At 38.2% G+C, this 13,360-nt stretch carries 16 protein-coding genes, 1 other RNA gene and 1 pseudogene; 14 read left to right on the forward strand and 4 right to left on the reverse strand.

Annotated elements, in window-relative coordinates; translation table 11 throughout:
• The first annotated feature begins 83 nt into the window (after positions 1 to 83).
• The 7 genes from I2E21_RS10370 to I2E21_RS10400 all read left to right on the forward strand — a co-directional run bounded on the left by I2E21_RS10370 (position 84) and on the right by I2E21_RS10400 (position 5,721).
• Complete coding sequence (locus I2E21_RS10370) at positions 84 to 872, forward strand: MBL fold metallo-hydrolase (protein ID WP_195411268.1); 789 nt, start codon at positions 84 to 86, stop codon at positions 870 to 872.
• Between the two features lie 9 nt (positions 873 to 881).
• Positions 882 to 1,367 (forward strand): 23S rRNA (pseudouridine(1915)-N(3))-methyltransferase RlmH, encoded by a 486-nt coding sequence (gene rlmH / locus I2E21_RS10375; RefSeq protein ID WP_022234607.1) that lies wholly within the window; start codon positions 882 to 884, stop codon positions 1,365 to 1,367.
• Between the two features lie 9 nt (positions 1,368 to 1,376).
• The gene (locus I2E21_RS10380; protein ID WP_186936265.1) at positions 1,377 to 3,113 is read left to right on the forward strand and encodes an NFACT RNA binding domain-containing protein; all 1,737 of its coding nucleotides are present in this window, start codon (positions 1,377 to 1,379) and stop codon (positions 3,111 to 3,113) included.
• A 240-nt stretch (positions 3,114 to 3,353) separates the two neighbouring features.
• Positions 3,354 to 4,058 (forward strand): gamma-glutamyl-gamma-aminobutyrate hydrolase family protein, encoded by a 705-nt coding sequence (locus I2E21_RS10385; RefSeq protein ID WP_195411269.1) that lies wholly within the window; start codon positions 3,354 to 3,356, stop codon positions 4,056 to 4,058.
• 144 nt (positions 4,059 to 4,202) lie between these two features.
• Positions 4,203 to 4,721: a hypothetical protein gene (locus I2E21_RS10390; RefSeq protein ID WP_022234610.1), complete on the forward strand. Its 519-nt coding sequence runs from the start codon at positions 4,203 to 4,205 to the stop codon at positions 4,719 to 4,721.
• A 91-nt stretch (positions 4,722 to 4,812) separates the two neighbouring features.
• Positions 4,813 to 5,379, forward strand: a complete 567-nt coding sequence (locus I2E21_RS10395; protein WP_195411270.1) for a hypothetical protein — start codon at positions 4,813 to 4,815, stop codon at positions 5,377 to 5,379.
• Between the two features lie 24 nt (positions 5,380 to 5,403).
• Complete coding sequence (locus I2E21_RS10400; protein ID WP_195411271.1) at positions 5,404 to 5,721, forward strand: hypothetical protein; 318 nt, start codon at positions 5,404 to 5,406, stop codon at positions 5,719 to 5,721.
• A 160-nt stretch (positions 5,722 to 5,881) separates the two neighbouring features.
• Here the strand turns inward: I2E21_RS10400 and I2E21_RS10405 are convergent, their stop codons facing one another.
• Complete coding sequence (locus I2E21_RS10405) at positions 5,882 to 6,676, reverse strand: hypothetical protein (protein ID WP_195411272.1); 795 nt, start codon at positions 6,674 to 6,676, stop codon at positions 5,882 to 5,884.
• 178 nt (positions 6,677 to 6,854) lie between these two features.
• Between I2E21_RS10405 and I2E21_RS12595 the strand changes: the two genes are divergently transcribed.
• From I2E21_RS12595 to ssrA, 5 genes are all read left to right on the forward strand, one after another.
• Positions 6,855 to 7,277: a hypothetical protein gene (locus tag I2E21_RS12595; RefSeq protein WP_347708284.1), complete on the forward strand. Its 423-nt coding sequence runs from the start codon at positions 6,855 to 6,857 to the stop codon at positions 7,275 to 7,277.
• Between the two features lie 112 nt (positions 7,278 to 7,389).
• Entirely contained in the window at positions 7,390 to 8,340 is a 951-nt protein-coding gene (locus I2E21_RS10415; protein WP_195411273.1) for a TAXI family TRAP transporter solute-binding subunit, read from the forward strand.
• A gap of 20 nt (positions 8,341 to 8,360) precedes the next feature.
• Complete coding sequence (gene gltS / locus I2E21_RS10420; protein ID WP_022234617.1) at positions 8,361 to 9,548, forward strand: sodium/glutamate symporter; 1,188 nt, start codon at positions 8,361 to 8,363, stop codon at positions 9,546 to 9,548.
• 15 nt (positions 9,549 to 9,563) lie between these two features.
• Positions 9,564 to 9,743: a hypothetical protein gene (locus tag I2E21_RS10425; RefSeq protein ID WP_022234618.1), complete on the forward strand. Its 180-nt coding sequence runs from the start codon at positions 9,564 to 9,566 to the stop codon at positions 9,741 to 9,743.
• A 153-nt stretch (positions 9,744 to 9,896) separates the two neighbouring features.
• Positions 9,897 to 10,243, forward strand: a transfer-messenger RNA (tmRNA) gene (ssrA, locus tag I2E21_RS10430).
• A 205-nt stretch (positions 10,244 to 10,448) separates the two neighbouring features.
• Here the strand turns inward: ssrA and I2E21_RS10435 are convergent.
• The 3 genes from I2E21_RS10435 to I2E21_RS10445 form a co-directional block, all read right to left on the reverse strand.
• Positions 10,449 to 10,868, reverse strand: coding sequence for a hypothetical protein (locus I2E21_RS10435; protein WP_195411274.1), 420 nt, complete (start codon positions 10,866 to 10,868; stop codon positions 10,449 to 10,451).
• Between the two features lie 72 nt (positions 10,869 to 10,940).
• On the reverse strand, positions 10,941 to 12,104 hold the full coding sequence (locus I2E21_RS10440; RefSeq protein WP_195411275.1) for a recombinase family protein: 1,164 nt from the start codon (positions 12,102 to 12,104) through the stop codon (positions 10,941 to 10,943).
• A gap of 110 nt (positions 12,105 to 12,214) precedes the next feature.
• Complete coding sequence (locus tag I2E21_RS10445; protein ID WP_022234621.1) at positions 12,215 to 12,376, reverse strand: hypothetical protein; 162 nt, start codon at positions 12,374 to 12,376, stop codon at positions 12,215 to 12,217.
• Between the two features lie 351 nt (positions 12,377 to 12,727).
• On the opposite strand from I2E21_RS10445, the gene I2E21_RS10450 reads away from it, so the two are divergent.
• Together I2E21_RS10450 and I2E21_RS12145 are read left to right on the forward strand one after the other, a co-directional pair.
• Entirely contained in the window at positions 12,728 to 13,090 is a 363-nt protein-coding gene (locus I2E21_RS10450) for a hypothetical protein (protein ID WP_005928529.1), read from the forward strand.
• 60 nt (positions 13,091 to 13,150) lie between these two features.
• A pseudogene (locus I2E21_RS12145) lies at positions 13,151 to 13,360 on the forward strand (hypothetical protein); the annotation flags it as partial.

The raw sequence follows: 13,360 nt of genomic DNA on the forward strand, positions 1-13,360 counted from the left end.
TGTGGGTTTTCATTATGCAGATGACAAAGTGAATTTTTTGTGCTATTATATATTATGATTTTATTGATTAGGGGTAGATTAGTTTGGCAAAGGCAGTACCGCTTTTTAGCGGCAGTAAAGGAAACAGTTATTTTCTGGGTACGGCAACACAGGGCGTACTTATTGACGCAGGTCGTTCATGCAAACAGATTGAAAATGCATTACTTACAAATTCAATAGATCCACGCATAATAGGCGCAGTGTTTATTACACACGAACATACAGACCATTGCAGTGCCGTAAAAGTGCTTGCATCACGCTATAATTTTAAGGTGTATGCAAGTCAGGGTACACTTGAGGCGCTTGAAAGGGCAAATCGTCTGGATAAACGATTTGAAACCGAGGTTATCGAAAACGAAGTTGCGGTAGGCGATATGCTTATTAAAAGAATTGATACTCCGCACGATGCCGCTGAAAGCTGTTGCTACAGTGTTACGCTTGCAGACGGAAAGACTGCCACAATAGCAACTGATATGGGATATATGACCGATGATGTAAGAAATGCCGTTTCACACAGCAATTTTGCGGTTATTGAGTCAAACCACGATGTTGATATGCTGAAAAACGGCCCGTATCCGTTTGTGCTCAAAAAGCGAATACTCTCTAAATACGGTCATTTGTCTAATCCCGATTGTGCCGCCGAGCTTGCGGGACTTGTGCAGTCAGGTACTTTAAGACTTATGCTCGGTCACTTAAGCGAGCAAAATAATACTCCGTCAATAGCGCTTAATACAGCTGTAAACGAACTTTCAAAGTACGGAATGAATAGGGGAATAGATTATACTCTCGATGTAGCGCCCGTAGAAACTAATGCTAAATCGGTAATTTTTTAATGGTGAAAGATGATTAGAATAAATATAATTTGTATAGGAAAAATTAAAGAGAAATATTTTACAGACGCAATTTCCGAATACGCAAAACGACTTACTGCCTTTTGTAAATTTGCGGTAGTTGAACTTGCGGAAGAAAAAATAAGAAATAACAATCCGAACGAGGCTGAAATTTCAGAGGTAATTGAGGCAGAGGGAGAGAGAATACTTAAGAAAATCGGTGCAGGTGATTATGCGGTGGCAATGTGCATCGAGGGCAAACAGCTTTCAAGCGAAGAACTTTCTGCAATGCTCGACAATGCGGCAATTACAGGAAAAAGTACGGTGGATTTTATTATCGGCGGAAGTTACGGACTTAGCAATAAGGTGAAAAACAGAGCAGATTTCAAACTTTCTATGAGTAAAATGACATTTCCTCATCAGATGGCAAGAATGGTACTGTCGGAACAGATTTACCGTGCGTTTGAAATTTCTACCAACGGCAAATATCATAAATAGAGGTAAAAGATGGCTTTAGACGGAATTTTTTTAAGATATATAAAACACGAAATAGAAACCGAGGCGCTCGGTGCCAGGGTATCGCAGATTTATCAGCCGAACAGAGATGAACTTGTATTTGCGATGCGTACCTTTAACGGCAATAAAAAACTTTTGCTTTCGGCAAGGGCAAATTCACCGAGGGTGCATTTTTGCGGCAATACACCTGAAAATCCCGCTTCACCGCCTATGTTTTGTATGCTTTTGCGTAAGCGTATCGGCGGCGGAAAGCTGGTTGCGGTTCGTCAACAGGAATGTGACAGAGTGCTGTTCCTTGATTTTGAGTGTGTAAACGAACTTGGTGATACCGTTCTAATAACAGTAGTTTGCGAAATTATGGGAATGTACAGCAATATTATTATTGTGGATTCAAACGGAGTAATTATTGATTCCCTCAAGCGTGTTGACCTGACTATGAGCAGCCGTAGACTTGTGCTTCCAAATATAAAATACGAACTTCCCGAGGCGCAGGATAAACTTTCAATTCTTAAACATTCGGCAGAAGAAATAGCGGAAAAAACAGTTGATTTTGACGGCGAAATGATGCTTAACAAGGCACTGCTAAGGGCAATTCAGGGTGTATCGCCTCTTGTGTGCAGAGAACTTGAGTACAGAGTGGGCGAGGGCACAACTACCCGTATGGATAAACAGCATTATGACAGACTTGTTGATGTGCTCAATAATTTGTATGTAAATGTTAATAAATATGCAGGCAAACCGTGTATGGTTATAAGAGATGACGGCAAGCCGATTGATTTTACATTTACAGATATTGAGCAATACGGAAATTTTGCTCAAATAAAGCACTTTGACACATATTCACAACTTCTTGACAGCTTTTACGAAACCAGAGATTCAAGAGAGAGAATGAGGGTCAAATCTCAAGACCTTACAAAAATGCTTGTTAATTTAAGCGAAAGAATTTCCCGTAAACTTGCAAAGCAAAAGATTGAACTTAAAGAATGTGCAAATCGTGAACAGCTTAGAATAAACGGCGATTTGTTGCAGGCAAATCTCTACCGTATTGAGCGTGGCGCATCTTTTGCGGAAGTGGAAAATTTTTACGATGAAAATATGTCGCTTATCCGCATAAAACTCAATCCTGCAATTTCTCCGGCAGCAAATGCTCAAAAATATTATAAAGATTATCAAAAAGCGAAAAATGCAGAGCATATTTTGACCGAACAGATTGAGAAAGGCAGGTCAGAGCTTGAATACATTGATTCTGTACTTGATACGGTCAGCCGTGCGGAGAGTGAGCGTGAACTTGCGCAGATAAGGGAAGAGCTTACCGAGCAGGGATATTTACGCAAACAAAAGGGTAAGCAAAGACCGCAGGCGGCACTGCCGCCGCTTGAATTTACTTCAAGTGACGGATTTAAAATTTTGGTAGGCAGAAACAATACTCAAAATGATAAACTTACATTAAAAATTGCAAATAAAAATGATATGTGGCTGCACACAAAAGATATTCACGGTTCGCATACAGTTGTTTTTGCGGAAGGCAGAGAAATTAGCGATACCGCAATTTTAGAGGCGGCACAGCTTGCCGCATATTACAGTAAAGCAAGAGAAAGCAGTCAAGTGCCTGTAGATTACACGCTTGTGCGTTATGTAAGCAAGCCAAGCGGTGCAAGACCGGGTATGGTTATTTATGTAAATAACAAAACTGTTTATGTCACACCGAAAGCAAATATTTCCGAATAAAAAACTCGGCAATCTTTACGGTTGCCGAGTTTTTTGCTGTCAGTCAATATAATCAAGATATTTTAAGAACCGTTTTACAGCAAGGGAGGCGGTCTTTTTTTCTTTCAGTCCGACATTTTTAAATAATTTGATTTCTTTCAATACTTGAAAAAATATTTACAGTGTGCTAAAATATTCTTGTAAATTTGGACAAGGAAGTTCGGCAGGACTTTCTTGTCTTTTTTATTGGAGGTAATAGGTATGAAAAAGCCGTTAATAGGTGTTGTTCCGCTTTGGGACTCTGAAAAAAACTGCTATTGGATGTTGCCAAACTATATGCAAGGAATTGAAAAATCGGGCGGTATTCCCGTTATGTTGCCTTTAACCGAGGATGAAGAGATTATAAAACAGCTTGTAAATACTTGTGACGGATTTCTTTTTACAGGCGGACAGGATGTTGACCCGAAAATTTATAACGAAGCGAGAACAAAGCAGTGCGGAGAAAGCTGTACGCAAAGAGATAATATGGAAACAGAGCTTTTTCGTCTGGCTTATGAAAAAGACAAGTCAATCTTAGGTATTTGCCGTGGCATACAGTTTATTAATGCTGTTATGGGCGGTACGCTGTATCGGGATTTACAAACAGAGCATCCTACCTATACCGTGCATCATCAGCTCCACCCGTATGATAAACCTATTCACAGTGTAAAAATAATGAAAAATTCGCCTTTACATAAATTGTTGAATACAGATGCCTTAGAGGTTACAAGCCTGCACCATCAGGCAGTAAAAGATATTGCACCGAATCTTGAGTGTATGGCGGTTTCGGAGGACGGACTTATAGAGGCACTGTTTGCACCCGACAAAAAATTTGTATGGGCGGTGCAGTGGCACCCGGAGTATTCTTTCTTTACAGATGAAAACAGCAGAAAAATATTTAAAAAATTTACAGACAGTGTTAGTTGATTACCTAAATATATTTCAAAGCCTTGCCTTGTGCAGGGCTTTTTTACTGCCCAAAACTTTACAATCTTTTACAAGAGTGATAAAAGAATATGACTGTATTATAAAATTACGGTGTTAGAATATCGTCAGAAAAGGGGAAGAAAAATGGAAGATAAAAGTAAAAACTCAAAAGTTTTGGTAATTGTTCTTATTGCGGTTATAGCAATTCTTGCGGCAGTAGGCATTACTATGGGTGTGTTGCTGATGAATAACAACAGCTCACAAACACAGGATACGGCAAAGCAGCAGGGCGTTGTGTTTGACAGTGACGCATCGCATTACGAACAGGAAGTTTCAAATGCGGGCGGCGCTGAACAGGGAATTAAAATTCCGGGTTATCCCGATATGACAATCTCAAGTGAAAGCACAGACTTTCCTATCACTCTTTTAAATCCCGAGGAAAATCCGTGTAATTTTAAATTTACGCTTTCTTTGCAGGAAACAGGTGAAACACTTTGCACTACAGACCTTGTAAAACCGGGTGATGCAATTAAGGGCGTAACTCTTGACAAACCGATTGAAAAAGGTACATACACTTTAATAATTAATATTTCAACATATTCTGTTGACAGCAATTCACAAATGAACGGTGCACAGGTTAAGAGTACGCTTACAGTTGAATGACAATAATCCCTTATGGGTTTATCATATATAAACAGCCGTCAATTTGGCGGCAAGGACATTAGAATTTGAAAATCTAAGGAGAAGAAAATTTATGAAAATCAATGCAAAAAGAATTACAGAAGTATTGATGGCAGCAGCTATGAGCGTATGCGCTACAACAGCAGCATTTGCGGCATCTACAACAGACACTCCGGTTGTTGACGAAAACCACGCAACAGCAGACTTCCAGCAGAAAATTACATATTCAAAAAGTGAATCGGAAATCGTACCCGCTTACACTGTTTCTATCCCTCTCACAGCAGAACTTCAAAAAGAGTCATCAACACTTTCATATTCACTTGCACTTGAAAATGATACAGCCTTTGTTCCAAGCGGCAAAAAAGTAAGCGTAAAGATTGAGAGCGCAGGTTACTCCGGCAATCTTCACACTCTTGCAGTATGGGATTCAAGAAATCTTCAGGAGGCTGAATATGTAATATACAATTCAGACGCTTTTGCAAATCCTACTTACTACACAATCGGTGACGAGATTGCTTCTTGGGACGGCTCAAATTTCGGTACAATCACAAGAAAAATCAAACTTAAAGACTACTATAGCGTAGGTGCCGGCAACTATAACGGTGTAATTAACTACACAGTATCTCTTGAGGACAAATAAGATAAATAAAACTCGAGGTTAATTATGAAAAAAACCGTTATTACCGTAGTTTTAGCTTTATGTGTTATTTCGACAGTTTGCTGCGCATATGCAGCGGCTGCCGAAAGTGCAAAAACAGATGTAATTCTTACAATCGAAGAAACAACCACACAATTCACTACAGTTCAGACTGCAACACAAACAACAGAAAATCAAAACACAGTTGTAGAAAATGATACTAACACAATCAAAACAGGCGCAATTGTAAGTTACACAACTGTTGTAACAGTATTTTTAATGCTCACAGCGACAGTATCATTTTTCTGGTTCTATAAAAAGAAAAGATTATTATGTAAGGAGTAACAATATGAAGAAGTTTTTATCAATCGCAACAGCACGCTGAAAAAGTTATCTAAACTTTTCCTTCCCTTACAGCAGATCGTTACACTACAGTAGCGGTCTGTTTTTATTTATAATATCTTTAATTTTCTAAAAAAGTATGTTACTATTGGAAATTTAATAATTAATAGTCTTTTCCTTCTATTAATACCGCTCCGTCATCAATTTTGTAATGTTCGGAAACCTCAAGGGTATTTGCAACCCATAAAGCAACATCTCCTGAAGAAATCTCGTTGCTATCACCAAAAGCACCGCATACTGAGTAATTATCATCTCTATAACAATTAATAGCTTTATGCGTAATATCATCAACCAAGTATGAATATTCTACAGTAATAATTTTACCGTCTTTCCCTTGATATTCTGTATATTTAAAATCAGATGCCCACGTTTTGTTGCGCAGGGAATCAGGAATTTCATAATCAGGAAAGCTGTCAGGATCTGAAAGAATATTCAATAAATCTGAAAAACTGTACTTCGAGCCGGTTTCTCCGTCAGGTAAGCTGTCCAAATATTTGCTTATATTTATGTGTTCAATGCTGTCGCTGATGATTTTTTCTATTCCGTCATATGTTCCTTTGAACAAATCTTCATAGCCCTGTTTGTATTCGTCTGATACCGGCAAAATATCATTTGTAGTATAGTTTGAAATAACTAAATAATCCTGAGAAATATAGTTTTTATATTCCTCCGATTCGTTTGATGATGGACTCCTGCAAATAAGTGAATCTTTATCTGCGGCTACAGTTGTCCAGCTGTCGGGCGACTCAAATGTAAAGGTTACTAAATCTAATTGGCTGTTTTCCGTGACCATTTTTGTTTCTACATAAGGCTTAATAATGGTATTATTCTGCTGACATCCTACAAGTGAAATCATAAGCACGATGGATATTATTGCTGATAAGATTTTGTTTTTCATTTATATGCTCCTATTCCTATTATATATTTTAACTGGAAATTATTTGGGATTTTTTGATTTTATGCATTTAATATTACTAAATTGTGATATTTATTATACTTCTTGTATTGCTTTTTGTAAAGTAATAAAGGTAAGTATATCAGGACTTATGCAAAGTTACATCAGAAGGAGAAGCCAAATGAAAGTATTTCTCTATATCCGCGTGCCTGTGCGGATCAGCTTGCAGCGTCAAATCAGCGTGAAGAGCTGGAACGCTAACGATACTCCTACAACAGTTGAACTGACCTTTGTAAACGGCAACAAGCAGTATACCGTGAAACGCAATCCCGAGTATGAAAGGAAAAAGGCGAGAGGAAACGGTTTTACAAAACAATCGGCAGGCGGCATTAAAATGGAAACAATGTTTGTTGACGAAGGATTCGGTTCGCTTGATGAAGAAACTTTAAGACAGGCAATGCAAGCACTGTCGGGACTTTCAGAAAATAATCGACTTGTCGGTATCATATCTCATGTGGCTGAACTTAGAAGTGAGATAGACAAACAGCTTGTCGTAACTAAAGAAAAGTCAGGCGGCAGCAAGGTTGAATTGAAACTTAATTAGCAATTTGCAGGTTTGACATTTTTACACTAAATATGTTATAATCAATTGTAAATATCGGGGAATTGTACGCTGTTTACAATTCCTCTTTTCTATTAAAAAAAGAGGCGGTAAGATGAAAAAAATTATTGCACTTCTGCTTGTTGTGTTAACTGTTTTGCTTTGCGGTTGTTCGATGGGGGACGGAAGTATTCGATTCGGAGCGGCAGGTTTGGGCGGTGTTTATCATCAGGCGGCAACTTCATTAAAACAGCTTGCCGAAAATGACAGCGCTCTTAAGATTGAAGTAAAGACCACAGCAGGCTCTGCGGCAAATGTTCGTTTGCTGTCACAAGGTTATCTTGATGCGGCAATTGCTCAATCTGATATTATAAGCGACGCATATAACGGAGAAAATTCATTTAAAACAGCATATAAAGATTACAGCGCTGTTGCGGCTCTTTACACCGAAGTGTGCCATATTATAGTAAGGGCAGATTCTGACATTAACAGCGTTCATGATTTACTCGGTAAAACGGTCAGCGTCGGTGAAGAAGAATCGGGTTCACAACTCAATGCAAAACAGATTTTATCCGCATACGGTTTGAATGAAAAAATGGTTAAAGAGGAAAACTTTAATTATGGGGATTCAGCCAAGGCACTCGTATCGGGTGAGGTTGACGCTTTGTTTTGGACAGTCGGCATAAACGCCACAGTTGTGGAAGAGCTTTCAAGACAGTGCGACATAAAACTTCTTAGCATTGACAAAGAAGCGTCAGACAAGCTTAAATCAGCGTATTCGTACATTGACTGCAAGGTTGACGGAAACACATACAACGGTCAGACTAAGGATGTAAATACCGTTGGAGTAAAATCGGTACTTATTGTAAGTGACAGACTTTCAAATGATAAGGTGAAAACACTTACAAAACTTGTGTTTGATAACGCAAACGAACTTCAGCTTACTGTTTCGGCTGACCTTGATATTATAGAAAAAGATGCCGTAACAGGTGTAAATATTCCGTTCCACAGCGGTGCGGCAGAATATTACAGTGAAAAAGGCATTGAAGTAAAAACAGCAGAATAACTGCGAAAGGAATGTAAACATTGAGCATTACACTTGATATGTATCAGACAATCGCAGTTGCTGTAGTTGTACTGATATTAGGAGCTTTCCTTAAAAGAAAAATTTCTTTTCTTGAAAAATTCTGTATTCCCGCACCGGTAATTGGCGGATTGATATTCGCAATATTTACTTTGATTTGCTATTCTACAGGAATACTTGAAATTGATTTTGACGATACTTTAAAAGAAGTATGTATGGTATTTTTCTTTACCTCGGTAGGTTTCCAGGCAAACTTAAAGGTACTTAAAAGCGGTGGAAAACCGTTGCTTATTTTTCTTGTACTTGTAATTGTTCTTATAATAACTCAGAACTTCACAGCCATAGGACTTGCAAATCTCCTCGGACTTGATTCGCTTACGGGTATGACAACGGGTTCAATCCCAATGGTAGGCGGTCACGGTACGGCAGGTGCATTCGGTCCGGTGCTTGAGGACTTCGGTATTAGCGGAGCAACAACTGTATGCACTGCGGCGGCAACATTTGGTCTTGTTGCAGGTTCGCTTATGGGTGGCCCAATCGGCAACAGACTTATTAAAAAGCACAATCTTCTTGAAACAATCAAAAATGATGACGATACTCTTCTTGTTGAAGAAGAAGAAAAGCACGAAAGACATTTTTCAATGTATGCGCCGGCTGTATTTCAGCTTATTATTGCGGTAGGTATCGGCACGATATTTTCAAAATTGCTCTCGCTCACAGGTATGACATTTCCAATCTACATCGGAGCAATGATTGCAGCGGCAATTATGCGTAATATCGGCGAATACACAGGCAAAATTACAATTCATATGGGTGAAATTAACGACCTCGGCGGTATTTGCCTTTCGCTTTTCCTCGGCATTGCAATGATTACACTAAAACTCTGGCAGCTTGCTGACCTTGCACTTCCGCTTGTTATATTGCTTGCAGGACAGGTAGCTCTAATGTTCCTATTCTCTTATATTGTGGTTTTCAATGTAATGGGCAGGAATTACGATGCGGCGGTATTAGTAGCCGGTACTTGCGGATTTGGTATGGGCGCAACTCCTAACGCTATGGCAAATATGCAGGCAATCTGTGAAAAGTATGGGCCTTCTGTAAAAGCATATCTGATTATTCCTATAGTAGGCAGCTTGTTTGCAGATTTTCTTAACAGCCTTACAATCACATTCTTTATTAATCTGTTGTAAAATGGAGGTAATATTATGAAGGATAAGGATAAATATTTTGTAGAAACCGAAAACCTTGCTTTTCCTGAAATTCACACAGGTAAGGTAAAGCAAATATCAAGCGAAAAACCTAATGCCGACGAATCTGTTATTTATGATACAGTGGCAGTTCCCGAAATTCATATAAAAAAGAAAAAAGATAAGCACAGCAAATAATAACAAAGAGCCGTACATTAATTTGTGCGGCTCATTTTGTCAGTCTTTAAATAAAATTTGATAATTTAGCATATATGACAAAAAGCGATTGACAATGCTTGTTATATATAGTATAATGATAGTCCTAAAACAGGCTAAACTTTGTTTATATCCGGGGATGTAAAGGCTTCGACGGGGAGCGTGAACCTCGGTAAGCGAGCAGTGGTGCGGAGAGCCACTATAAAATCCGCAACTTTTAAAATAACTGACAAAACTACAGTTAGATTAGCAGCGTAAGCTGCTCGTTCCTGCACAGAGTACCACGGCTGTGTAAGGGGCGTCGATTAGTGGTAAATGTGAATACAGCAATGCTTCGGGCTGTGTCACACATTAGAAGCTACCGAGCCGTATAACCCGTTGTCGGGTGCTGCGGTAAGGGAATTTTAAAACGACAACTACGCTCGTAGAAAGCCTTGGCAAATACTTTTCGGACAGGGGTTCGATTCCCCTCATCTCCACCAACTCGGTCACGATTGCATATGCAGTCGTGACTTTTTCTGTTTATGATAATTCCCATATCTATGCGGTGTTTTAGACAAAAAGATAATCATTTATGTAGTAAAAAATGCTTCAATATAAATCATATAACCGTACACAGAATAACCCACCATATACCCAAAGACTCCCATTCCAATCGCATTTTTAGTATTGTGAGTATGCATACGGTCAGTGTCCACCAAATAAGTCACTTTTTCTATGTTCCGATTCTGATTTGTTCAGTTTTTCTATGTTCCATTGCTCAAAATCAACCTTTTCGCAGACATAATCAAAAAGATATTTCCTCTTTATCATCTCAGTATGAACACAAAAACAATCCCCATCAGTATTATCTGATGGGGACATTGATACTTTGAATTGCACCTGAACATTTTCGTTTGAGATGTCAATTCTGTCTATATATTGAGAAAGAACAAATTTTGTTCTTATTATATTCTTAGGGTTGTAAAAGTAATCCTTTAAATGATTTATTTGTTCTCTGACTTCATCTTCCGTTATTACTCTGTCAATTTTTTGCTTTTCATACTTTTGAATGAACTCGGCAGTCTTTTTGATTTGTTCTTCATACTCTTTGATTTTGTCTGACATTATGTCATTTATGCCTGTTTTGGCTATTGCTTCAACGAGATTGTTTCTGCTCTTTTCAAGAATTTTTAAGGTTTATTTTGCTTCGTTGTATTCCAAATCCGATATACAGGATTTGTTGTATTGCTCATTGAGTTGCTTTGTTATTACTTTTATATTATCATCATTAAAGAAGAATTCAACAAACTTATCAATAACAAAGCTGTCAAGATATTCGCACCTTATTTCTTTTGATTCACATTTTCTTTTATTCTTCTTGGAACTACATCTATATACCAGATTTGTGTTATTTTTGTTGTAGCGAACATTTCCGTGAAATTTTCCGCCACATTCTCTGCAATGTATAAGACCTGTTAGCAGATATGTATTTTTGGCATTTGTATAACTGCTTCGAGTTGCCTTTTTGACTGCATTTGCTCTGTGCCACAATCCTGATGATACAATTGCAGGACAGCCGTTTTCAATCATAATTATTTCTTCTTCAGGCTTTCTTCTGTGATTGTTCCTTTTATTCAAAGCATTTGCGGAACAACTGCGGTTAAAAATGTATGTACCTTTGTATTTTTCATTTTTTAGTATTTCATACAAACTGTTTTTTACAAATGGCAATCCTTTTTTAGTTTTGTATCCGAGAATATTCAGCTTGTCTATTGTTTCTCCGTAGCCGTATCCCTCGGCAGACATTTCAAATATCAATCTAACTGCTTCGGCTTCCTTTTCATTTATGACAAGCTTAAGGTCTTTGTCAACATCATATCCTAAAGGTGGTCTGCCACCAGTAAATTTGCATTGATAAGCATTTTCTTTCAGTCCTTTCATTACTTCTCTTGCAAGATTTTCATTGTAGAACTGATTGACCGAACCCATTATGTGATATAACAAATGACTTTCAGGATTATTTTCAAAACGTTCATTAACAAATATGACTTGCACACCGTATTCTTCAAGAAGTTTTTTGTATTGAATACTATCACTCAGATTTCTTGAAAATCTGTCTGTTTTATGTACCAATACCGCCTTAAATTCAGGATTGTTCTTTGCGTCATTTATCATTTTCTGAAATGCAGGTCTGTTGACTGTTTTAGCTGATTTTGCTTCATCACAATACCAATCAATGACTTCCATATTGTTTCTTTTGGCATACATCATCATATATCTTTTTTGAGCTGTTATAGATTCTTCTCGTTGCATTGAAGAAGAAAATCGTGCATATCCGACTGCTTTTATTGTTTCTTCCATATATACCACTCCTATAAGAATAATTCTTCATTTTAATAATATGTATTTATAATTTAATAAAGTGCAGTCACTGAAAAGCAACTGCACAGATGATTTTCAAAGTTTATATTTTAATCTATATTAAGCATTTCGATGAGGACATCTATTATTACATTATAGAAATCCGAAGAAATGCGGTTGTCTGTATGTTCAGCTTTATCTATACTCTTGTCGTAATCCTGTTTAAGCAGAAGATTGCGGGGTATACTGCAACACACTAATGATTCTTTCATATTAAAACCTCCTAATATTATGTATATCAAGAGATTAAAATAGAGTAAAACTCTATATGCTTGGCTTGTGTATCCCAGATTACACAACTCTTATGCCAAACCACTAATAACCATTTATCTAATAAAATCTGATGATTATTTTTTGCAGATAATACTGCAAGCAGGGATTTTTTATTGATTTGATAGACGCAAAACCTTTTATAAGTCCTCACAAATGTTTATAAACCAATGTGAAAATGGCTTAAAATCAAGGTTTTCCGCATATCTTCATTTTTCTTGTCATATCTCCGCATAAGGTGTTTTTGTAAGACCGGGCACCATTTTAGCACCACAGAATATAAGGAGGACGACATGAAAAACGAACTTTTGACTAAGGGTATTATACTTCCGTCCGGCGAAATCGGCAAGAATAAGATAAACCTTGTCGCCGGGGCAATCACGCAGCCGTTCGCGGAAATGGTATGGGTAACGACAGGCGGCGACATGGAAACAATCAACCGCCTTACCAACGTACTTGTAACCATGAACAACCCCACCGACCGGGGCAAGCTGTTCAAAATCATCAAACTGCTTTATGGGCTAATGGGCTTGCCTTTTTCAGAGGAAGCCGAGCCTATGGACGCAGACCCCGACGTTTTGGAATACTTCATCTTTTCTTTCATGGCAGACTTTGGAGAAGTCATGCAAGAACTGATAGCAGAAGAAATGAAATAGCGACCCGCACAGCGGCGTTTCTCACTCTCTCACTGGGAGAACAGGAACGTCGCTATTTTTATGCCCTCATGTTACGCAGTAGGGGCAAAAAAAGCCTTGATTTATCGGGCTTACAGAACGCAAAACAGAGGAAGCAAGGAAAAGATACCTTACCCCTCAAAATCCGCGTTCTACTGCGCAACAAATCTAAAGCAAAGGAGTGATGAAGCTATGGCAGTTTTCCGTGTGGAACGCAACACAGGCTACACCGTAATGAGCAACCACCACTTA

Origin of the sequence: Ruminococcus sp. BSD2780120874_150323_B10, from assembly GCF_015553695.1 — a bacterium.
Taxonomy (GTDB): Bacteria; Bacillota; Clostridia; order Oscillospirales; family Acutalibacteraceae; genus Ruminococcoides; species Ruminococcoides intestinale_A.